The 20404-nt window shown below is 61.3% G+C and carries 19 protein-coding genes; 16 read left to right on the top strand and 3 right to left on the bottom strand.

What is annotated here, in order from left to right; genetic code table 11:
* Positions 1 to 428: 428 nt before the first annotated feature.
* Positions 429 to 1052: a transcriptional repressor LexA gene (gene lexA / locus G485_RS0104065; protein ID WP_027091500.1), complete on the bottom strand. Its 624-nt coding sequence runs from the start codon at positions 1050 to 1052 to the stop codon at positions 429 to 431.
* Between the two features lie 164 nt (positions 1053 to 1216).
* Here lexA and G485_RS28750 point away from each other — a divergent pair, with 164 nt between their 5' ends.
* From G485_RS28750 to G485_RS0104045, 4 genes are all read left to right on the top strand, one after another.
* Positions 1217 to 1642, top strand: a complete 426-nt coding sequence (locus tag G485_RS28750; protein ID WP_169732290.1) for a LysM peptidoglycan-binding domain-containing protein — start codon at positions 1217 to 1219, stop codon at positions 1640 to 1642.
* 174 nt (positions 1643 to 1816) lie between these two features.
* The gene (locus tag G485_RS0104055) at positions 1817 to 2008 is read left to right on the top strand and encodes a DUF896 domain-containing protein (RefSeq protein ID WP_027091499.1); all 192 of its coding nucleotides are present in this window, start codon (positions 1817 to 1819) and stop codon (positions 2006 to 2008) included.
* A gap of 59 nt (positions 2009 to 2067) precedes the next feature.
* On the top strand, positions 2068 to 2586 hold the full coding sequence (locus G485_RS0104050; protein WP_027091498.1) for a hypothetical protein: 519 nt from the start codon (positions 2068 to 2070) through the stop codon (positions 2584 to 2586).
* 34 nt (positions 2587 to 2620) lie between these two features.
* Positions 2621 to 3421: an HAD family hydrolase gene (locus G485_RS0104045; protein WP_027091497.1), complete on the top strand. Its 801-nt coding sequence runs from the start codon at positions 2621 to 2623 to the stop codon at positions 3419 to 3421.
* Positions 3422 to 3488: 67 nt separating this feature from the next.
* On the opposite strand, the gene G485_RS0104040 is transcribed toward G485_RS0104045, so the two are convergent.
* Positions 3489 to 4028 (bottom strand): 1,2-dihydroxy-3-keto-5-methylthiopentene dioxygenase, encoded by a 540-nt coding sequence (locus G485_RS0104040; protein ID WP_027091496.1) that lies wholly within the window; start codon positions 4026 to 4028, stop codon positions 3489 to 3491.
* Between the two features lie 156 nt (positions 4029 to 4184).
* Between G485_RS0104040 and metH the strand changes: the two genes are divergently transcribed.
* Positions 4185 to 7637 (top strand): methionine synthase, encoded by a 3453-nt coding sequence (gene metH / locus G485_RS0104035; protein WP_027091495.1) that lies wholly within the window; start codon positions 4185 to 4187, stop codon positions 7635 to 7637.
* A gap of 172 nt (positions 7638 to 7809) precedes the next feature.
* On the opposite strand, the gene tlp is transcribed toward metH, so the two are convergent.
* Positions 7810 to 8019 carry a small acid-soluble spore protein Tlp gene (gene tlp / locus G485_RS0104030; protein ID WP_027091494.1) on the bottom strand — a complete coding sequence of 70 codons (210 nt, stop codon included), beginning with the start codon at positions 8017 to 8019 and terminating at the stop codon, positions 7810 to 7812.
* A 226-nt stretch (positions 8020 to 8245) separates the two neighbouring features.
* Here tlp and G485_RS0104025 point away from each other — a divergent pair, with 226 nt between their 5' ends.
* From G485_RS0104025 to G485_RS28200, 11 genes are all read left to right on the top strand, one after another.
* The gene (locus tag G485_RS0104025) at positions 8246 to 9220 is read left to right on the top strand and encodes a metal-dependent hydrolase (protein ID WP_027091493.1); all 975 of its coding nucleotides are present in this window, start codon (positions 8246 to 8248) and stop codon (positions 9218 to 9220) included.
* Positions 9221 to 9726: 506 nt separating this feature from the next.
* Complete coding sequence (locus tag G485_RS0104020; protein ID WP_027091492.1) at positions 9727 to 12012, top strand: DEAD/DEAH box helicase; 2286 nt, start codon at positions 9727 to 9729, stop codon at positions 12010 to 12012.
* Positions 12009 to 13352 carry a ribonuclease H-like domain-containing protein gene (locus G485_RS0104015; protein ID WP_027091491.1) on the top strand — a complete coding sequence of 448 codons (1344 nt, stop codon included), beginning with the start codon at positions 12009 to 12011 and terminating at the stop codon, positions 13350 to 13352. The genes G485_RS0104020 and G485_RS0104015 overlap by 4 nt, the downstream gene beginning before the upstream one ends.
* 84 nt (positions 13353 to 13436) lie before the next feature.
* A complete protein-coding gene (locus G485_RS0104010; RefSeq protein WP_027091490.1) occupies positions 13437 to 14291 on the top strand; it encodes an HAD-IIA family hydrolase in 855 nt (284 codons plus the stop codon).
* Positions 14292 to 14298: 7 nt separating this feature from the next.
* Positions 14299 to 15117, top strand: coding sequence for a bifunctional DNA-formamidopyrimidine glycosylase/DNA-(apurinic or apyrimidinic site) lyase (gene mutM / locus G485_RS0104005; RefSeq protein WP_027091489.1), 819 nt, complete (start codon positions 14299 to 14301; stop codon positions 15115 to 15117).
* Between the two features lies 1 nt (position 15118).
* Positions 15119 to 15955 carry a deoxyribonuclease IV gene (locus G485_RS0104000; RefSeq protein ID WP_027091488.1) on the top strand — a complete coding sequence of 279 codons (837 nt, stop codon included), beginning with the start codon at positions 15119 to 15121 and terminating at the stop codon, positions 15953 to 15955.
* 2 nt (positions 15956 to 15957) lie between these two features.
* The gene (locus tag G485_RS0103995; protein ID WP_027091487.1) at positions 15958 to 16302 is read left to right on the top strand and encodes a cyclic-phosphate processing receiver domain-containing protein; all 345 of its coding nucleotides are present in this window, start codon (positions 15958 to 15960) and stop codon (positions 16300 to 16302) included.
* Between the two features lie 3 nt (positions 16303 to 16305).
* Positions 16306 to 16623, top strand: coding sequence for a thioredoxin family protein (locus tag G485_RS0103990; protein WP_027091486.1), 318 nt, complete (start codon positions 16306 to 16308; stop codon positions 16621 to 16623).
* A 35-nt stretch (positions 16624 to 16658) separates the two neighbouring features.
* Entirely contained in the window at positions 16659 to 17438 is a 780-nt protein-coding gene (locus G485_RS0103985) for an ABC transporter ATP-binding protein (RefSeq protein ID WP_027091485.1), read from the top strand.
* Positions 17435 to 18457, top strand: coding sequence for a 23S rRNA (cytidine(2498)-2'-O)-methyltransferase RlmM (locus G485_RS0103980; RefSeq protein WP_035154612.1), 1023 nt, complete (start codon positions 17435 to 17437; stop codon positions 18455 to 18457). The genes G485_RS0103985 and G485_RS0103980 overlap by 4 nt, the downstream gene beginning before the upstream one ends.
* 150 nt (positions 18458 to 18607) lie before the next feature.
* Positions 18608 to 20218 (top strand): serine/threonine protein kinase, encoded by a 1611-nt coding sequence (locus G485_RS28200; RefSeq protein ID WP_051317998.1) that lies wholly within the window; start codon positions 18608 to 18610, stop codon positions 20216 to 20218.
* Positions 20219 to 20404: the final 186 nt, after the last annotated feature.

Genomic DNA, 20404 nt, shown 5'->3' with positions numbered 1-20404 from the left:
CGGCTCGGTTGGAGGGATTGGGGAGGAGGAGCGATGTAAGCCGACGTTAGCGTGTTACAGTTGCACCCGTTCACATTCTATGGCTTCGTCGGCACATGCGAACTGACCTAAACCGCTTTCGGGTCGTTGAACGTGTGTATAAACCTTTATAGAGAGAATCTCCGATATTCATAGCGCAAGCCCCTTCCACACGGGAACCAAACGTAACGCACTAGCTCTGCCTAAGCAAAATCATGGTCAAGTTGTTTTTCCACAAGCTGACTGCCGAGACTATTTTGACAGTCCCTCGCGGTCCGTAAGCTCCCAAACCACCCCGCCCCGGGTTCCGTACTTCCTCGAACTGAAACCCGCCAAAAAATCCGCCGCTAAGGTCTCTTGCGACCTTGAGCGGCGGATTTTGCTTTACCATGCTACTACCGTTCATGCCATTAATCAATGCGGCGAATTAAGCCGATGACTTTGCCGAGAATGCTTACTTTGTTCAACCGCAGCGGCTCCATCGAGCTGTTCTGCGGCTGCAGGCGAATGTGGTCGCGCTCCTTGTAGAACGTCTTCACCGTCGCCTCGTCATCCTCGGTCATGGCGACGACGATGTCGCCGTTGTTGGCCGACTGCTGCTGGCGGACGATGACATAGTCGCCGTCCAGAATGCCGGCTTCGATCATGCTCTCCCCGACGACCGACAGCATGAACACTTGCTGATCGCCGACCATATGCTCCGGCAGCGGATAATACTCTTCGATGTTCTCCGTCGCCGTAATCGGCACGCCGGCCGTCACTTTGCCGACGAGCGGCACCTTGCGCACCGCGAAGGCGTAATGCGTGTTCGATTCTCCATCCTCGTCCAAAATTTCGATCGCCCGCGGCTTGGTCGGATCGCGGCGAATGAGGCCCTTCTTCTCCAGACGGTCGAGGTGGCCGTGTACGGTCGAGCTGGAAGCGAGGCCGACGGCTTCTCCGATCTCGCGGACGGAGGGAGGATAGCCCTTCTCCTTCACTTCATTCTTAATGAATTCTAGTATCGCGGTCTGGCGATTGGACATCTTCGACACGCCCGTAACCTCCTAATGGAAGAGTTCATGATGACAAATTATAACACAGAACCGAAGTTCGCACAAACACTCGTTCTCTCGGAACGGATGTTCTAAAAATGGTTGAATCAAACACATGTTCGTGTTAGAATCAAACCAGAACAAACGTTTGGGGGGCGATGAAGATGGTACAAGCTTGGTTTCTTGGAACGAACACGCAAGCGAACAAAGTGGCTGCTCACTCTACATATAAGAACTCTGTCGCGGGACGAATTCGTCCTGACGGGCGGGCGCAGGCGCGCGCGAAGGCGGCGGGATGGAAGGCGGCCCGCGCTGTGTTCTTGCTGTTCGCGTTCGCCGTTCTTTTTGCCGGTTTTTCGCTGATGCGCTCGTTCGCGGACGAGTCGGCCATAGCGCCTGCAACCGCGGAAGAACGCGTCATCACGGCCGATGCGGGAGATTCGCTTTGGACCATTGCGGAACGGATCAAACCCGAAGGAATGGATACGCGCGACGCGATTTACCGGATCATGAAGCGGAACGGCCTCGTCTCGTCGAACATTCGGAGCGGAGAATCGTTGATCATTCCCGCCGGGGTATGGAGAGGGTGAAGAGCGGGCGGTAATTGGGAGAAGGATCGGGCGGCCGGTCCTTTTTCTATAGAGAGCGTTCCCGGATAGAGCGTTCCCGCAAGATGGCGCCGTAGCGGCCGGTTCGCCTTGACAACGGCTTGCGTAAAGTGTCAAATTAGAAGAAGGTTTGCACGGAAGGGGAGTGAATCGGAAATGAGCGATTTGGTAGCGAGAATCAACGAACTCGCCCGTAAACATAAAACGGTCGGACTGACGGAAGAAGAAAAGGCGGAACGCGAAGCGCTTCGCAAGAAATATTTGAGCAACTTCCGGCAGGCGTTCCGGCAGCAGCTCGACAGCATCGAGTTTACCGACGAACCGCCGAAGCCGACCATTGTGCACTAATCGACTTACGGATGCGATCGCGCGGCGGCGCCGCGGATGAAGCGAGGAGGATTATTCCCATGTCGCGATCTTGGGAACGCATGGTAGAACGCAATTCGAAGCAGTTGAACAAGCGGCGCAAGAAGGAAGGCAAAGCCGCCGTCCCCAAGCCCGCGCAGCAAGTCGACCGTTTCCAGGGAAGAAGCTATATTGTGCCCACGCTGCTGCTGCTGTTGGTCGTTTTTTTCGTTGTGATCTCGCAGCCGTGGTCGGAAGACTCCCAGACGACGGGCAGCCTGTTCTGGGTGACGATCGGCTGTTATGTGCTGCTGGCGGTGTTTTACTACTTCCGCAAGCCGTATTTGGCCGTCGGCAAAGATTTCGTGGAGACGCGCCGCTTCTCCGGGTACAAACGGCTGAAGCCCGCCGAAATTCGCAAAATCGTCCAGCAGCCGGGATACGTCGTCATCGAGACGGTCAAAGGCGGCAACTGGGTCTTTTCCAGGCTGATGAACCGGTTCCCGATTGAGCGGATGGGAGAGCGGCTTCGCGCATTCGCCGCCTTGCATCATATCGAATGGGAAACGAAGAGCAAATAGAAAACGCAGTTCACCTAGACAAGGGAGCAGGAAAATGACGATCAAAGCCGTATTGTTCGACTTGGATGACACTTTGCTGTGGGACGAACGCAGCATCAAGGAAGCTTTCGAAGCGACTTGCAAGGTCGGCGCCGAAGCGGCGGGACTGGATGCCGAAGCGCTGGAAGCGTCCGTACGCCGGGAAGCCCGAGCCTTGTACGAGAGCTACGAGACGTTTGCCTTTACGCAGATGATCGGCATCAATCCGTTCGAGGCGCTGTGGGGCCATTTCACGCAAGGCGACCACCCGATGTTCCGCAAGCTTCAGCAGCTCGCTCCCGAATACCGGCGCAATGCCTGGACCCGCGGTCTTGCCGCCCTCGGCGCGGACGATCCGGAGCTCGGGGCGAAGCTGGCCGAGTTGTTCCCGGCGCAAAGACGAAGCCTGCCGTTCGTATACGACGAGACGTTCGACGTCTTGACGGAGCTTCGCCAATCGTACAAGCTGCTGCTGCTGACGAACGGTTCTCCCGACCTGCAGCAGGAGAAGCTGGACGGCGTTCCGGAGCTTGCGCCTTATTTCGACGCGATTGTCATATCCGGCCATTTCGGCGAAGGGAAGCCGTCTCCGCGCCTCTTTGCGTTCGCGATGGACAAGCTCGGGATCACAGCGGACGAAGGCATTATGGTCGGCGACAAGCTAACGACGGATATCCAGGGAGCGAACGGCGTCGGCATGACTTCGGTCTGGATCAACCGGCACGGGTTGAAGCGGACCGGCGATATTGAGCCCTCCTACGAAATCGCCACTCTCCGAGAACTGATTCCTCTTATTCGACAATTGAACAACGCATAAAAAATCCCCGGCCAGGAACCATCGGTTCCGAATCCGGGGATCGTTTATTTTCGAGAAACGAAACGAATTACTTGACGAACGCCGGATCTTCGTACGGATGGGCGATCCAGCCTTCGGTCTCGATGAACAGGCGAACGGCGACAACTTTGCGAAGGTCGGTCAATGTGAAGAAGTGCGGATTGCCTTCCGGTACCGAGATGACGTCTCCGGGGGAGAGGATGACGTCGAAATAGCCGACGGAGTCGTCGCCTTTAATAATGAAGATGCCTTCGCCCGCCGTAATGGCGCGGACTTCGTCTTCCGTATGCGTGTGGACTTGCTCGAACTTCTTGAGCAGTTCCTCGATATTCGGGGTTTGTTCGCTCAACACGACGATGTCCCACGTTCTGTAACCGCGGCGTTGCGCCAGATCTTTAATCTCGGAATCGTAAGTGGCGAGAATCTCTTCCTTGTCTTCGGCGCTCAAGTTGAAGTTCTCCTGCAGGCGCTCCGGCAGCTTCTTCGGATCCCAATGCTCGTAAAGCACGCCTTGCTTATCCAGGAAGGAACGAACGTTCTCTTCCCCTTGGATCAATTCGCCGGTGTTGCGGACTTTAATTTTGGCCATAGATTAATCCTTCTTTCCCACTATGAATTTGTGCATTAATTATAACCCAAATCTCGTCTGTTGTCGACTAAGAGCGATACACATCTTTCCGTCGTACACCGATTCTGGTAGTATAAAGGTTAACGATTTTGCAGACGAAGGAAGAGGCATCTAAACATGACTTTAACGCATTCGAAACCGTCTTTGCAAGAGGCGCTCCAGCGGCGCATTCTCATCCTCGATGGCGCGATGGGCACGATGATCCAGCAAGCGGAGCTGACCGCGGCTGATTTCGGGGGCGAAGAACTGGAGGGCTGCAACGAGATGCTCGTTCTGACCCGTCCGGACGTGATTGCCGGCATTCATGCCGCTTATTTGGAAGCGGGTTCCGATATTATCGAGACGAACACGTTCGGGGCTACCTCCGTCGTGTTGGCGGAATATGACATTCCGGAAAAGGCTAGAGAAATCAACCTGGCTGCGGCCAAACTGGCCAGAGAGGCGTGCGACCGCTACTCGACGCCGGATAAGCCGAGGTATGTGGCGGGCGCGCTAGGGCCAACGACGAAAACGCTGTCGGTTACCGGCGGCGTAACGTTCGACCAATTGGTCGATGCTTATCGCGAGCAAGCCGAAGCGTTGATCGAAGGCGGCGTCGACGCGATGTTGATCGAGACATGCCAGGATACGCTGAACGTCAAGGCAGCCGGCATCGGCGTCAGGCAAGCATTCGAGAAGACGGGGCGGGAGCTTCCGATCATGATCAGCGGAACGATCGAGCCGATGGGAACGACGCTCGCCGGCCAGAACATCGAGTCGTTCTATATTTCGCTGGAACATTTGAATCCGATCTCCGTCGGCTTAAACTGCGCGACCGGACCGGAATTTATGCGGGACCATATTCGCACGCTGGCCGGTCTTGCGCATATGGCGGTCAGCTGTTATCCGAACGCCGGCCTTCCGGACGAGAACGGCCACTACCACGAATCGCCGGACGCGCTGGCGAAGAAGCTTCGCGCATTCGCGGAACAAGGCTGGATCAACGTGGCGGGCGGCTGCTGCGGAACGACGCCGGCGCATATTGCCGCCATCGCGCAGGCGATGGCGGACGTCGCGCCGCGCAAGCTGGAAGGCGCCCACCCGCCGGCCGTCTCCGGCATCGAGACGGTCTATATCGAGAACGACAGCCGGCCGTACATGGTCGGCGAGCGGACGAACGTGCTCGGCTCGCGCAAATTCAAAAGGCTGATCGCCGAAGGCAAATACGAGGAAGCGTCGGAGATCGCACGGGCCCAGGTGAAGAACGGGGCCCACGTCATCGACGTATGCGTTCAGGACCCGGATCGCGACGAATCGGAGGATATGAAGAAATTCCTCGAATTCGTCACGAAGAAGGTTAAAGCGCCGCTTATGATCGATACGACGGACCCTGCCGTTATCGAATTGGCGTTCAAGTATATTCAGGGCAAGTCGATCGTCAACTCGATCAACCTCGAGGACGGGGAAGAGAAGTTCGAGAAGGTCGTGCCGCTTCTTCATCGGTACGGCGCGGCTGTCGTCGTCGGCACGATCGACGAGCGGGGCCAGGCGATCAAGCGTCAAGACAAGCTGGAGGTTGCGCTCCGCTCCTACGATTTGCTTGTGACCAGATACGGCCTCAAGGGAGAGGATATCATTTTCGATCCGCTGGTCTTTCCTGTCGGCACAGGGGACGAGCAATATATCGGCTCCGCGAAAGAGACGATCGAAGGCATTCGGCTGATCAAGCAGGCGCTGCCGCATTGCAAGACAATTCTCGGGATCAGCAATATTTCGTTCGGTTTGCCCGACGCCGGGCGAGAGGTGCTCAATTCGGTGTTTCTGTACGAGTGCACGAAAGCCGGGCTCGATTATGCGATCGTCAATACGGAGAAGCTGGAGCGGTACGCGTCCATTCCGGAGCATGAGCGCCAGCTGGCGGAGCAGTTGCTTTACGACACGAACGACGCGACCCTCGCCGCATTCGTGGCGGCCTTCCGCGACAAGAAGGTCGAGAAGAAGGTCAAAGCCGACAATTTGACTTTGGAGCAAAGGCTTGCGGGATACGTCGTCGAAGGTAGCAAAGAGGGACTGTACGCGGATCTGGACGAAGCGCTGACCAAATACGCGCCGCTCGACATCATTAACGGCCCGCTCATGGACGGCATGTCCGAGGTCGGCCGCCTGTTCAACAACAACGAACTGATCGTCGCGGAGGTGCTGCAAAGCGCCGAAGTCATGAAGGCGTCCGTCGCCTATCTGGAACCGCATATGGAGAAGACCGAATCCGCGGTGAAGGGAAAAATCATGCTCGCGACCGTCAAAGGAGACGTGCACGACATCGGGAAGAACCTCGTCGAGATCATTTTGGCCAACAACGGCTATCATATCGTCAATCTCGGCATCAAGGTGCCGCCGGAGCAGCTCATCGAAGCGTACCGGGCGGAGAAGCCCGACGCGATCGGCCTGTCCGGGCTGCTCGTCAAGTCCGCGCAGCAGATGGTGCTGACGGCGCAGGATTTGCGCAACGCCGGCATCGACGCGCCGATTCTCGTCGGCGGGGCCGCGCTGACGCGCAAATTCACGAAGACGCGCATTGCGCCCGAGTACGACGGGGTCGTGCTCTATGCGAAGGATGCGATGGACGGGCTCGATCTGGCGAACAAGCTGACCGATCCCGAACAGCGCGCGCGCATCGAGCAGGAGCATCGCGCCGCCTTGGCCGTGCTTCGAGAGGAAGGCGAGCAGAAGAAAGAGCTGCCTGAGCTGACCCGGGCGCGCCGTTCGAACATCTCGCAAGATGTGCCGGTATTTTTGCCGCCGGATTACGAGCGCCACGTGCTGCGGGATTACCCGCTCTCACACGTTATGCCGTACGTGAATTTCCAGATGCTGCTGGGGCATCATCTGGGGGTGAAGGGCAAAGTCGACGAGTTGCTCGCCGCCGGCGACGAGAAAACCGTTCAATTGAAAGAAACGGTGGACGGCATCATCCGCGAAGCGCAGCAGCAAGGCTGGCTGAGGCCGCAAGGGATGTACCGCTTTTTCCCGGCGCAATCGCAGGGCAACGACATTCTCGTCTACGACCCGAACGACACGACGAAGGTGCTGCACCGGTTCTCGTTCCCGCGCCAAGCCGTGGAGCCTTACCTGTGTCTGGCCGACTTTCTCAAGCCGGTGGAGAGCGGCATCATGGACACGGTCGGCTTCCTCGTCGTCACCGCCGGACAAGGCGCGCGCGAGCAAGCCGAGTACTGGAAGCAGAAGGGCGACTACTTGCGTTCCCACGCTTTGCTGTCCACGGCGCTCGAGGTGGCCGAGGGCATGGCGGAGCGCGTCCATCAGATCATGCGCGACAACTGGGGCTTCCCGGATCCGGTGGAGATGACGATGAAGCAGCGCTTCGGCGCCCGGTACCAAGGCATTCGCGTGTCGTTCGGCTACCCGGCCTGCCCGGACCTCGAGGATCAAGGGCCGCTGTTCGAACTGATGAAGCCGGAGGACATTGGCGTTCATCTGACCGAAGGGTTCATGATGGAGCCGGAAGCTTCGGTCTCTGCCATGGTGTTTGCCCACCCGGAAGCGCAATACTTTAACGTTGATAAAAGTTAATGTCATTAATTAAGGATGACGCTTCGTTTTTTACTCGAATCGGGCCTAAATCCGGTTTCGCCGCATAAAGTAACAAACGTTCCGCTTCTCTCATCAGCACTCAAAGCGTCAAAGCTTATCCGTAAAAAAAGCGGGCCCGCGGGCCCGCTTTTTTTCGGCGCTTACCTTCGCTTCAGGATTCGTCCTCGATTTCTTCTTCGAACCGCTTCACGCTATGACGGCGCCGCGCGTTCTTGTCCGAGATCGCTTCGCGTTCCTGCGGGCTGATCTCGTCGGCGTGCTCGTCCAAATAGTCTTCCGCTTCTTCCAGGTTGTCGAGCGTATTGTCCGCTGCGTTGCGAAGCTTCCTCGCGTTGTCGGCGCGGTTGTCGGGTTTGGCCATCGAACATTCTCCTTTGAATAAGATGGGGCCGCTTCGGTTCCCGTCCGATAGCATGGCATTCCGTTCGATTTTCTATCCGCAGCGTTCGAGGATACGGGCGCTTACGAAGCGTTAACGTTCCGGTAATACGGGACGAACGGTTCGCATGTACGCTCAAGACGATCCATGAAGGACCGGAACGGCAGCAGCCGTCCGCAACCCCTACCGGAAGAGAGGCGGGATAGGAGTGGATACGGGGTCTCATTTGCTGTTCGGAGCGACGCTGGCCGGCGTTGCGCAGTTGCACCCGGCGGTTCATGGCGATCCGGGCTTGTCGGCGGCCGTCTTGTGCGCGGCGCTGATCGGCTCCAACGCGCCCGATCTCGATGCCGTATGCCGGCTCAAAGGAACCGACGTTTACGTGAAGCACCACCGCGGCTGGAGCCACTCGATCCCCGCGCTGCTGCTCTGGCCGAGCGCGATCGGCCCGTTGACAGCCTGGGCGTTCGGCGTAACGCCGCATGCTTTCCTTCTCGCGCTGTGGGCGGCGATCGCGGTCTTCCTGCATGTCGCCCTGGACTGGACGAACGCTTACGGCGTCCGGTGCCTGCTTCCGTTCCGCCGGGAGTGGCTGCATCTGGATTCGCTGTGCCTGACGGATCCGTATTTGATTGTGCTGCACGCAACGGCCGCTGCCGGCTGGGCGGCCGGGTGGTGGGGGCATCCCGGAGCGGTTTGCCTGGCCGCCTGGGCCGCCACGGCGCTGTATGCCGGCTGGCGCATTGCGCATCACGGCATCGCCGTGCGCCGCGTCAAACGCCGCTACCGCCGGTGGCAAGCCGTTCACGTGCTGCCCGATCCGCTATGGCACCGCTGGCATTATGTCGTTCAAACCGAGCATCGCTACTTGATGGGCCAAATCGTCGGCCGCCGGCTGCTCCCGATGGGGGAGCTGCCGAGGGCGGACGCCGAAGGCCACGATTACGTGCGGATATCGCGGGGCGCCGCAAACGTAAAGGCGCTGCTGCAATTCGCCAAGCGGGCGTACGTGAAATGGCAGGCGCAGCCGGACGGCGGCTATCTGGTCATCTGGACCGACCTTCGATTCTGGCAAGAGAGGCATTGGCCGTTTCGCGCGGAGGTGCGGCTCGACGGACAGTTCAACGTGATCGAACAGACGCTGGGTTGGCACAAAAAAGCGTGGGAGCCGCCTTACGTGTGAAGACTGGATAAGGGTTCGGGGCAGCGAAGCGGCGTGAATAGCGCGGAAGCTGCCGGCGCAAGCGAAAGGGCTGACACTCTGAGGGAATGACCTCGGAGTTCAGCCTTTTCGAGCGTTCAGGGACTGGGCTCCGTAAGTCGACGATGCAGGCAGCGGGAAGCCCGAACCATCCCCCAGGCTTTTGCAAGCCGCAACCCGGCGGTGGAAACGATCCGGCGACGAGGTCCGGATTCGGCATGGCAGTTGCGGAATTGGCATGTTATCGGATTGACGCAGCAGCTGCCATTCGGGAACGTCCCGCGCCGCGAATCGCCGTAACTTTTCCCGGGAAAGCGCAGAACCCGACACCGCTTGTCGCACCGGCATCCAAAGGGGCAAAACCAGGGAGATCTTCCCGAATAAGGGGAATTCGTTCGACAAATGGCGACGAAAGCGCGGCAGCCGTTGATGGGCGAACATGTATTCTGTACAATGGAGGAAAGAACTTATCGAAGGAGCAATTCGCTGTGAATCCATGGACGGGCAAAGCGGCCTCTGTTGAGGAATGGCTCGACATTCTGCGCGGGCATCCCGAGATCATGGCCAACGTCACGCATTGGCATACCCAGCCGGCCAAGCCGGCGCGCACCGTTCCGATGCCGGGCGGCATGAACCCGAAGCTGCTGGAGGCGCTGGCGGCCAAGGGCATCCGCGAGCTGTACACGCATCAGGCGGCCTCCTACCGGGCCGTTCGCGAAGGCCGGCATGTCGTGACGGTGACCCCGACGGCGTCCGGGAAGACGCTGTGCTACAACCTGCCGGTTTTGGAGCATCTCCTTAAGGACGACAGCGTCCGGGCGTTGTACCTGTTCCCGACCAAAGCGCTGGCGCAGGACCAGGTGGCGGAGCTTCAGGAGCTGGCGAACCTGATGGAAGCGGACATCAAGACGCATACATACGACGGCGACACCCCGCCGACCGTCCGGCAAGCGATCCGCAACGCGGGGCATATCGTCGTGACGAATCCGGACATGCTGCATTCGGCCATCCTTCCGCATCATACGAAATGGGTCAAGCTGTTCGAGAACGTCCGCTACATCGTCATCGACGAGCTGCACGCCTACCGGGGCGTATTCGGCAGCCACGTCGCGAATGTGATCCGGCGGTTGAAGCGGATTTGCAAATTTTACGGCAGCAATCCGCAGTTTCTGTGCGCGTCGGCGACGATCCGCAATCCAAGGGAGCACGCGGAGCGGCTCATCGGCGAGCCGGTGGCGCTGGTCGACGACAACGGGGCGCCTTCGGGCGAGAAGCATATGGTGTTCTACAACCCGCCGGTCGTGAACCAGCAGCTCGGCATCCGCAAATCGAGCGTCCTGGAGTCGCAGAAGCTGGCCGCGCTGCTGCTGAAGAGCGGCATTCAGACGATCGTGTTCGCCAGAAGCCGCGTGCGGGTGGAAATATTGCTCACCTATTTGCAGGATTTGGTCAAAAGGGAGCTCGGCACGAAGTCGATCCGCGGTTATCGCGGCGGTTACCTTCCGAAGCTGCGGCGCGAGATCGAACGAGGGCTGCGCAGCGGGGAAATCCGCGGCGTCGTCAGCACGAACGCGCTCGAGCTCGGCATCGACATCGGCCAGCTGCAGGCTTGCGTGCTGAACGGCTATCCCGGCTCGATCGCGAGCACGTGGCAGCAATCCGGCCGGGCGGGACGGCGGCACGGCAGCTCGGTCACGTTCCTCGTGGCGAGCAGCAACCCGCTGGATCAATATCTGATTCAGAACCCTGACTATTTCTTCGGAACGCCGCCGGAGGAAGCGCGCATTCATCCCGACAATTTGCTCATTCTGCTCGATCATGTCAAATGCGCCGCATACGAGCTGCCGTTCGAGGAAGGCGACACGTTCGGCGGCGAGAAGCTGTCCGATCTGCTCGAATTTCTCGCGGAGGAGAAGGTCGTTCACCGCGCGGGCAACCGGTGGTACTGGATGGAGCAGGCGTTCCCGGCGCACAACGTATCCCTGCGCTCCGCGGCCCAGGAAAATTTCGTTATCATCGACATGACGGAAGGCCACCGCGTCATCGGCGAAGTGGACCGGTTCAGCGCGCCGACGCTCATTCACGAAGAAGCGATCTATTTGCACGAAGGCGTGCAATACCAGGTCGAGAAGCTCGATTATCCGGAGAAAAAGGCGTACGTGCGCCAGGTGAACGTCGACTATTTCACCGATGCGAGCCTGGCGGTGGAGCTGAAGGTGCTGCACGTCGACCGGGAGTGCGAATCGGGCCCGATCGTTCGCCAATACGGCGAAGTCAGCGTGACGGCCAAACCGACGATTTTCAAAAAAATCCGTTTAAGGACGCACGAGAACATCGGCTCCGGCCCGATTCATCTTCCCGAGGAGGAGCTGCATACAAGCGCCTATTGGTTTTCGTTCACGGAGGAAGCCGGGGCGGGCCTCAGCGCGAACGACATGCAAATGGCGCTGCTCGGCCTTGCCAACGTGCTGATCCATCTGGCGCCGCTGCATCTGATGTGCGATCCGTTCGACATTCGCGTCGTGCCGCAGGTCAAATCGACCCATGCGAAGAAGCCGACGATTTATTTCTACGACCGGTATCCGGGAGGCATCGGGCTGAGCCAGCGTCTGTACGAGATGCACGACGAGCTGCTGGAGGAGGCCGAGCGGCTCATCGTCGGCTGCGGCTGCATGAGCGGCTGCCCGGCATGCGTCGGCCCCATCGAGGAAGTGGGGCTGCTCGGCAAGGAACTGTCGCTCGGACTGCTGCGAAGGACGCGTGAGGTGCGATGAGCGGCCTGCGGGAACGGCTGGAGCGGCTGCGCGGGTCCTCCTCAACGGGCAAGCCTGGCGCGGACGCCGCCGCCGAAGGGGCGGCTGGCGGGACTTCCGGCGCCGAGCCGGCCGAGCAGCTGCACGAGGCGTTCGAGAAGCTGGGCGTCGGGCGGATCGACAATGAGTACGGCAGCTTTCTGCTTCGCCGAAGGGCGTATTCTCTCGATTACCGCCACGGCTATTACGAGTTGGGCGCGCTGCTGCGGTATGCGCCCTGGCTGGATCGCGTCGCGTACCGTCAGAACGGCAAAGGCCGAACGATAGAGCAGGTTCCCCCGGAGCCTCTGAACGCCGCTCAGCTGCTGTTCCTCGACACGGAGACGACGGGGCTCGGCGTCGGCGCCGGCAACGTTCCGTTTATGATCGGGATCGGATACGTAGAGCCGGAGCAAGGCCAATTGATCGTGGAGCAGACGCTCATCCGCCATCCGGGGGAAGAGAAGGCGATGCTTCACTATTTGCTCGGCCGGCTGGCCCGCTGCACGCATCTGGCGACGTACAACGGCCGCTCGTTCGACTGGCCCGTTCTCGCCGGACGCTTCATTTTGAACGGCTGGCGGAGCACGGGGGCGGAGCCCGGCCATCTGGACTTCCTGCACCCGTCGCGGGCGCTCTGGCGCAACACGCTCGAATCCTGCCGGCTGAGCCGGATCGAGGAGGAGCGCCTCGGCATCGCCCGGGGCCCCGACGTGCCGGGTTCGCTGGCGCCGGAGCTGTACGTCCGGTATCTCGGAGACGGTGACGCCTCCCATTTGGAAGGCGTGTATTTGCACAACGAGCGGGACGTGCTGACGCTGGTCGCGCTCGCATCGCATTTCGGCGCCCTGCTGTCCGGAGAGGCGACCGGAGGCGCGGCGGGCGCCGGGGTTCCCGAAGGCGCTGAGGAGCTGTACCGCACGGCGGCCTGGCTGGACACGCATGGCAGGCCCGAGCTGTCCGAGCCGCTGTTCCAGACGTTGGCCGGAAGAGAAGATCCGTCCGCGGCGAGATGGTGGATGCAGACGGCGCTGCGCTACAAGCGTCTGGGGAGAATGGAACAGGCTGTCCGGCTATGGGAGCGCGCGGCTCGCCGCGCGGAGCAATCGCCCTTCCCGTCGTTCGAAGCGCACGTCGAACTCGCGATGCATTACGAGCACCGGGCCAAAGATTACGCCAAAGCGCTTAAGTACGCGGAGCAAGCGCTGGAACTCGCGCTGCGGCGCTTCGGGTCGCTTCGCGAGACGCCTCGCAGCCGCGAGGAGCGCGAAGGGCTGCGACGCCGGGTGGAGCGGTTGCGCCGCAAAGCGGGTTTTTCGTGACGGCGGCTTGCCATCGGTCAGCGAAACAGGGTATTGTTGGAGAATGGCGACGGCCTTATATCCGAACGAAGGCGAGTGAACACCATGAACGAATCGCGGGCGCCGAGCCGCAAGCTTCGCCGACCGAAGGCGATGCTCTTCGATCTGGACGGAACGCTGTACCGGGGGGATGAACCGGTACCCGGAGCGGATAAGCTTATAGAAGAACTGCAAAGCCAAGGCGTGCCCTGCTGGTACGTCACCAATAATTCGACCCGGACGCCGGCGCAAGTGGCGGAGCATTTGCATAAAATGGGCATTCCGGCGACGCCGCGGCAAGTCGTGACATCGGCGGAAGCGACGGCGCACTACGCCAAAGCCCGATATCCGAACGCCGAGGCGTTCGTCCTCGGCGAGCACGGGCTGCTCGAGGCGATGCGCGAAGCCGGGTTCACGCTTGCGGAAGGGGCGAGCGCGCAGCTTGTCGTCCAGGGAATCGACCGGTCGCTAACCTATGACCGGCTGACAGCGGCCGTCCGGCTGCTGCTCGGGGGCGCCGCTTATTTGCTCACGAACCCGGACCGGCAGCTGCCGGTGGCGGACGGCGTGCTTCCGGGCGCCGGCAGCATCGCCGCGGCGCTGGAAGCCGCGAGCGGCGTCCGGCCGACGGTCATCGGCAAGCCTTCGCCCATTCTGATGAACTTCGCGTTGGAGAGGGCGGGCATACAAGCGGAAGAAGCCTGGGTCGTCGGCGACAATCCTTCCACGGACATCGCCGCCGGCCTGGCCGTCGGGTGTCCCACGGTGCTCGTCCTCACAGGCTTGTGCACCGAACAAGATTGGAGAAGCCGCTGCGAAGCGGCGGGCGCAATGCCGGACGCCGTATGCCGAGGTCCCTCGGAACTGGCCGAAAGATGGCGGCAAATCGCAAGTCAACGAGAAGAATCGACGAAGGGATGAGGCTATCATGCCGGAATGGCCGGAAATGGACACCTATCGGCGTCTGCTTTCGCCGCTGGTTTGCGGACATACGATAACCGCGGTCGATGTAAACCGCGAGAAGACGATCAACGAGCCGATCGGCGTTTTTCAGGCTGCGCTCATCGGACGCAAAGTGCTGTTCGTGGAACGGAGAGGCAAGTATCTGCTGTTCCATCTCGACGACGGCAACCGTCTGCTGCTCCACCTGATGCTCGGCGGCTGGCTTTATTACGGACGCGAGCCGGAGAAGAAAAAGAGCGAGTACCAGGTGATCTGCACGTTCGATAACGGGGAGCGGCTGTTTTTCGGAGGCCTACGGCTCGGGTTTCTGCATCGCTTAAGCGCCAAAGGCGCCCAGGAGAGGCTGAAGGAGCTCGGGCCCGATCCGTTCGATTCCCGGCTGACGGCCCCCGTTTTCGCGAACCGTCTAAGCAAACGAAAAGGCAAACTGAAGCCCGTACTCGTCGATCAGAAGCTGGTGTCCGGCATCGGCAACTGCTACGCCGACGAAATTTGCTTCGACGCGCAGGTGCTGCCGGCCGCCGCCATTCCGGAGTTGAAGGAGGAGACGAAGCTTCGGCTGTTCGCCTCGATGCGCAAGGTGCTGGAGGAAGCGGCGGCGAACGGCGGCTACATGGACCGCAAGTTCACCGAGGACGATACGTTCGTTGGCGGCCATGACGAGCGGTGCTTCGTCTACGACCGCGAAGGGGAACCTTGTCCGCGCTGCGGAAGCCCGATCCGGATGGATATGGTCAGCTCCCGCAAAATGTTCTACTGCCCGTCCTGCCAGAGGCCCGAATGAGATGATCGTCGGCAGCCATGTGAGCACCCGGGGCGGTTATCGGGAAGCGGCGCGCGGCGCCGTCCGGATCGGCGGCAACGCGGTCCAGTATTTTCCCAAAAATCCGAGAAGCATGCAGCTGAAGTCGTTCGATCGCCAGGATGCGGAGCGGTGCGCCGAGTGGTGCCGGAACAACGGCGTCGTCTCGGTCGCGCATGGGCCTTATTTGATCAATCCTGCCGCGGAAGGCGAAGTTGCCGACCGGATGGCGGCAAGCACGCGGAACGACCTGGAGATCGCCGAGGCATGCGGCTCTGTGGGCGTCGTCGTTCATTTCGGCGTGTACAAAGGAGACAACCTGCTGGACGGTTACCGGAACATCGTCAAATGGGTCGATCAAGCGCTCGACGGATGGACGGGAAGCGCCAAAATTTTGCTTGAAAACCAGGCGGGGGACCACGGGCCGATGGGCACGACGCCGGAGGAGCTGACGACGATCCGATCGCTCAGCGCAAGACCCGAAGCGATCGGCTTCTGTCTCGACACGTGCCACCTGTTCGCCAGCGGACAATGGAACGGAACGAATTGGGACGAGTTCCGGGAGCGGGCCGGGAAGCTGGCGTTCTGGGACGGCCTCGCCGTCGTTCATCTGAACGATTCCCGCTATCCGTCCGGGTCCGGACGGGACCGACACGCCCGAATCGGGGAAGGCTTCATCGGTGCGGACGGGTTCCGCGAGCTGCTTCGCACGCCGGAGTTGGACAAGGTGCCGCTTATTCTGGAGACGCCTGTCGGCCAGGACGGCACGCATGCGGGCCAGATTGCGCGGGTTCGCCAATTGTCAGGGATGGAGGAGTGACCGTGATCAACGTATTTTTGGACGACGTCCGCCGTTGTCCGCCCGGATTCGTCGCGGCCCGATCGGCCGACGAATGTCTGGCGCTGCTTGCGGAATGCGAAGTGAATCTGCTGTCGCTGGACTTCGAACTCGGCATCGGGCAGCCGAACGGCCTCGCCGTCGTGCACGGCCTTATTGCCGCGGCCCGGTATCCGAAGGAGGTTTACGTCCATTCGTCCAGCGCGATGGGGCGTGCCATGATGGTGAAGGCGCTGCGCGAGGCCGCGCCGGGCGATGTGATCGTGCACGACGGCCCCATGCCGGAGGCCGTTCTGCAGGCTGCGGCGGCAGCGAAGGAAGGCCGGTAGCGCATGAGGGAGTGGGAAGCCGGAAGCTGGGAGAAGGAGCTGGCCGCCCCTGGCGCGCCCGGCGTTCTTTTCGTTCATACGCCGCTGTGCGGAACGTGCGCGCTCGCCCGCAAAATGCTCGGCGTCGTCGAGGCGATGATGCCGGAGCTGGCGATCGCATCCGCCAATTTGAATGTGATGCCGGGACTCGCGGAACGGTTCCGCATCGAGAGCGTTCCTTGCCTGCTCGTTCGGGAGCGGGACGGAACGTGGAGCAAAACGTACCGGTTCGGCTCGGTGGTCGAGCTTGCCGACAAATTAAGGCCGCTTATGAGTAGATAAAGGCATGGGGACAGACCGGGGAGGAGCTGGGGATCATGATCAAGCTGCACCATTTGACGCTGCGCCGGGGGGAGCGCGACATCCTTCGGGGTGTCGATCTCGAGGTGAAGGAAGGGGAGCACTGGGTGCTGCTCGGCCGCAACGGTTGCGGCAAGACGACGGTATTGGAGATGATTACGGGTTATCTGTTCCCGACCTCGGGAAAGGTGGATGTGCTCGGCAACCGGTACGGAACGGTCGACGTGCGCGAGGTTCGCAAGCAGATCGGCTACATCGGCCCGTCGTTGATCGAGAAATTTACGCTGCGCGATCCGGTGTGGGAGATCGTCGTGGGCGGATTGAACGCCTATTTGCGGGTGTACGAGGAAGTGCCGGAAGAAGTGAAGGAACGCGCTCGGCAGGAGCTTGACCGGGTCGGTTTCGGCCATATGGCGGAACAATCGTTCGGAACGCTGTCGCAAGGGGAGCGCAAGAAGGTGCTGCTTGCGCGCACGATGATGGCCGATCCGCGTCTGCTCATTCTGGACGAGCCTTGCGCGGGACTCGACCTGTACGAGCGGGAGAAGTTCCTGGAGGCGCTGAACGGCCTTGCCAGGCGGAACATGTCCATGCTGTACGTGACGCATCATATCGAGGAGATCATCCCGCTGTTCACGCACGTGGCGCTGATGGCCGAAGGCCGGATCGTCGCCTCCGGACCGAAGCGCGAAGTGCTGACGCCGGAGCTGCTGCGCTCCGCCTACGACGTGCCCGTCTCGGTCGAATGGCACGACGACCGTCCGTGGATTCGGGTAGGAAAGGAATCGAACGAATGACTGATTTTATTGCGACGGCCAATCCCGGCTTCGCCCCATATGCGATGGAGGAACTGAGAAGACGGTTCCCCGGCGTTAAGCTTGCGGGACTCGCCCCCGGCGAGACGTTCAAGCTGTCGCCCGGCCCGCTGCCGGACGGCGAGCTGATCGATTCGCTGCGCCGGGACGAACCGATTTTTCTAAGGCATCTGTTCCCGGTTCAGGAGGAAGTGCCGCTCTCTTCGGACCCTGAGGAGACGGCCGCGGCCATGAAGCGGTTCGCGCAAACCCGCGCAGATGCGCTCGGAGGTACAGCGGTGGCGGTGCAAGTGCGCAAATCGCCCGACAGCCCGTTTCCGTTCTCTTCGGCGGAAGGCCGGGACGCGATCGTCCCGGCTTTGGTCGACATGGGCGCGGAGCCGGTGGCGAAGGACGCCAAATGGATTCTGTCCGTCTATGCGGCGAAGAAGACGCTTTATCTCGGCTTGTCGAAGCCGCGCGACAACCTGTCCGATTGGCCGGGCGGCGCGGTCCGCTTCAGGCGCGAGGAAGGGCTGATCTCGCGGGCCGCCTTCAAGCTGCTGGAAGCCGAACGGACATTCGGATTGCCGCTGGGACGCTTCACGAACGCGCTCGATCTGGGTGCGGCCCCGGGCGGCTGGACGTCCGTGCTGCTGGAGCGCGGCGTCGACGTGACGGCCGTCGATCCCGCCGAGATGCACGAATCGCTGAAGGGTCATCCGCGTCTGCGCCATCTCCGGAAGAACGCGGCGGAGCTGTCGTTCGCGCCGGGCTCTTTCGATTTGCTCGTCTGCGACATGAGCTGGGACCCGCACCATACGTGCCGGATCGTATCCGGCCTGGCTCCCGCCTTGTCGGCCGGGGCTTCGGGCATCATTACGCTGAAGCTGATGTACCGCAAGCCGCTGCAGACGATCTCCGACCTGCTGGAACAATACCGTCAAACGTTCGAAATTCGGAGAGTCAAACAGTTGTTTCATAACCGCGAAGAGGTTACACTATGGGTACGCAAGCCTTGACGGACCGGGAAAGCATCCCGCGCCGGAAGACCGATGCCAGTCTCCGCTGGCCTCCCTTCCGACGCGGGATTTTTTGCTTATGACGCCCTTAAACCGGAAGAAGGCTGCGAATTTTATAGGGATCACCCCTGTCTTGGAGCGTGAGTCGCCGTGAAGGGATGGAAGGAGCCGGCCGGGGACGTCTACCGGACGGAGCCCGGTTGCCTGTTGGCCGGCCGGTACCGGATCGTCGGGCCGATCGGCCAAGGAGGCATGGGCAGCGTTCATTTGGCCGAAGACGTGAGGCTGGCCGGCAAGCTGAGGGCCGTCAAGCTGACGAAAGCTTTGCCGGAGGAGAGGGAGGCGTTTATAGCGGAAGCCCGGCTGCTCAGCCGGTTGGAGCATCCCCATCTGCCGCAAATTGTCGATTATTTCCCTCCCGACCGCAACGGGACGGCCTGCATCGTGATGGAATACGTAGCGGGAGAATCGCTTGGCGCGAGATGGCTGCAGGCGGGCGGGCGCATGCCGTTCTCCAGGTGGCTGAAATATATGCTGGACCTTTGCGACGTGCTCCGGTATTTGCACGCCCAGGAGCCGCCCGTCGTGTTTCGCGATCTGAAGCCGGCCAACGTTCTCATCGACGCAAGCGACCGGGCGATTCTGGTCGACTTCGGCATCGCCAGGCTGTACCGGAAGGACGCCAGTGCGGACACGCTTCGGCTCGGCACTCCGGGCTTTGCCGCACCGGAGCAGCTGCGAGGCGAGCAGTCCGACGCCCGGACCGATCTGTACGGATTGGGCGCGCTCGCCTATTACTTGCTGACCGGCGGCAGCTTCGCTTACCGGCGATCGGGCAGGGCGAAGCTGGACCGGGACGTTCCGCCCCTGTTTGAGGAGCTGTTGGAGCGGCTGCTCTCCGATCGGCCGGAGCATCGCCCGTCCGGCGCGGCGGAGCTGTACGAGGAGCTGCGTGCGCTCGCCGATTCCGAGCGCGGCCGGCCGCTCGCCGGCGATCGGGATCGGCTCCCGCAACCTTACGGCCCGGACGATGCAGGCCGGCCCACGGCCGGCGGAGCGACCATCGCCGCGTTCGTCTCCGCGTATCCCGGCGCGGGGGCGACGTTCGTGGCGCTGGCGCTGTCCGCCCGGCTGGCCGAGCTGGAAGTTCCGCACGCGCTCGTGGAATGTCCGGGCGGAGAGGCGGAGCTGTATTCCGTGCTGGACGGCGAGCGGAACATGCCGCCGAGAAGCGTCTTCGCCGACCCGAGCGGGGTTCGGCCGTCGTCTCCCGCGTGGCGGAGCGGCACAGCCGCCTATTATCCGCTGAACCCGGAAGCCGCGCCGCTGAGGGCGCCGGAGAACACCTTTGCCGACTGGCTCGCCCGTCTGGGCCCGTCCCTGGTGCTGCTGGACGTCTCAAGCGGCTGGGAGACGCCCGGGGTGGCGGAATGGGTCGGCCGGAACGCAGGCGCGATCTACTTCGTCGCGGATTGTTTGCCGTCCAGATGGAACGGGCGCAGGCAGCGGGCGAGCGTCCGGATGGAGGAAGAAGCGCGCCGCCGGGGAGCGGATGCGGGGTGGATCGCCAACCGGGATCACGACTTCCCGGCGCGCGCCGATTGGTTGGCCCTGTTCCCCCGGCAGCCGCAGCTGGAAGTGCCCGACATTCCGATCGGCGAAGTTTCCCGGATGTTATGGAAGGGAGGTCCGTTCGCCTTCGGCGAACGGCTGGCGGCGAAGCTGGACCGCTTCATCCGGCGGGAATGGATGAGGCGGTAGCGTGAGGCGCCCTTGGCGCGTGCAGGCCGCGGCAGATGGAAAGCGTTAACCGTCGATCGATATAGACAAGCATGCTACAATAAAGGTCGAGGATTCATTCGGCTCCGTCCATAAACCGATCGATTTTATCGTTGCGCCCGCCGGATTTTTGCTGCTGACGGTTTGGCGCCAGCCGCCATGGCCGGT

Origin of the sequence: Cohnella thermotolerans DSM 17683, from assembly GCF_000429825.1 — a bacterium.
Lineage (GTDB): Bacteria > Bacillota > Bacilli > Paenibacillales > Paenibacillaceae > Cohnella > Cohnella thermotolerans.
Note: the sequence above shows the minus strand (reverse complement) of the source record. Positions and strands in the feature narration are given on the sequence as shown.

What these genes read in the sequence shown, in the direction of transcription:
- G485_RS28750 (WP_169732290.1), top strand. Translation starts at nt 1,217, where the DNA reads ATGGTACAAGCTTGGTTTCTTGGAACGAACACGCAAGCGAACAAAGTG.
- G485_RS0104055 (WP_027091499.1), top strand. Translation starts at nt 1,817, where the DNA reads ATGAGCGATTTGGTAGCGAGAATCAACGAACTCGCCCGTAAACATAAA.
- G485_RS0104050 (WP_027091498.1), top strand. Translation starts at nt 2,068, where the DNA reads ATGTCGCGATCTTGGGAACGCATGGTAGAACGCAATTCGAAGCAGTTG.
- G485_RS0104045 (WP_027091497.1), top strand. Translation starts at nt 2,621, where the DNA reads ATGACGATCAAAGCCGTATTGTTCGACTTGGATGACACTTTGCTGTGG.
- G485_RS0104040 (WP_027091496.1), bottom strand. Translation starts at nt 4,028, where the DNA reads ATGGCCAAAATTAAAGTCCGCAACACCGGCGAATTGATCCAAGGGGAA.
- metH (WP_027091495.1), top strand. Translation starts at nt 4,185, where the DNA reads ATGACTTTAACGCATTCGAAACCGTCTTTGCAAGAGGCGCTCCAGCGG.
- tlp (WP_027091494.1), bottom strand. Translation starts at nt 8,019, where the DNA reads ATGGCCAAACCCGACAACCGCGCCGACAACGCGAGGAAGCTTCGCAAC.
- G485_RS0104015 (WP_027091491.1), top strand. Translation starts at nt 12,009, where the DNA reads ATGAGCGGCCTGCGGGAACGGCTGGAGCGGCTGCGCGGGTCCTCCTCA.
- G485_RS0104010 (WP_027091490.1), top strand. Translation starts at nt 13,437, where the DNA reads ATGAACGAATCGCGGGCGCCGAGCCGCAAGCTTCGCCGACCGAAGGCG.
- mutM (WP_027091489.1), top strand. Translation starts at nt 14,299, where the DNA reads ATGCCGGAATGGCCGGAAATGGACACCTATCGGCGTCTGCTTTCGCCG.
- G485_RS0104000 (WP_027091488.1), top strand. Translation starts at nt 15,119, where the DNA reads ATGATCGTCGGCAGCCATGTGAGCACCCGGGGCGGTTATCGGGAAGCG.
- G485_RS0103990 (WP_027091486.1), top strand. Translation starts at nt 16,306, where the DNA reads ATGAGGGAGTGGGAAGCCGGAAGCTGGGAGAAGGAGCTGGCCGCCCCT.
- G485_RS0103985 (WP_027091485.1), top strand. Translation starts at nt 16,659, where the DNA reads ATGATCAAGCTGCACCATTTGACGCTGCGCCGGGGGGAGCGCGACATC.
- G485_RS0103980 (WP_035154612.1), top strand. Translation starts at nt 17,435, where the DNA reads ATGACTGATTTTATTGCGACGGCCAATCCCGGCTTCGCCCCATATGCG.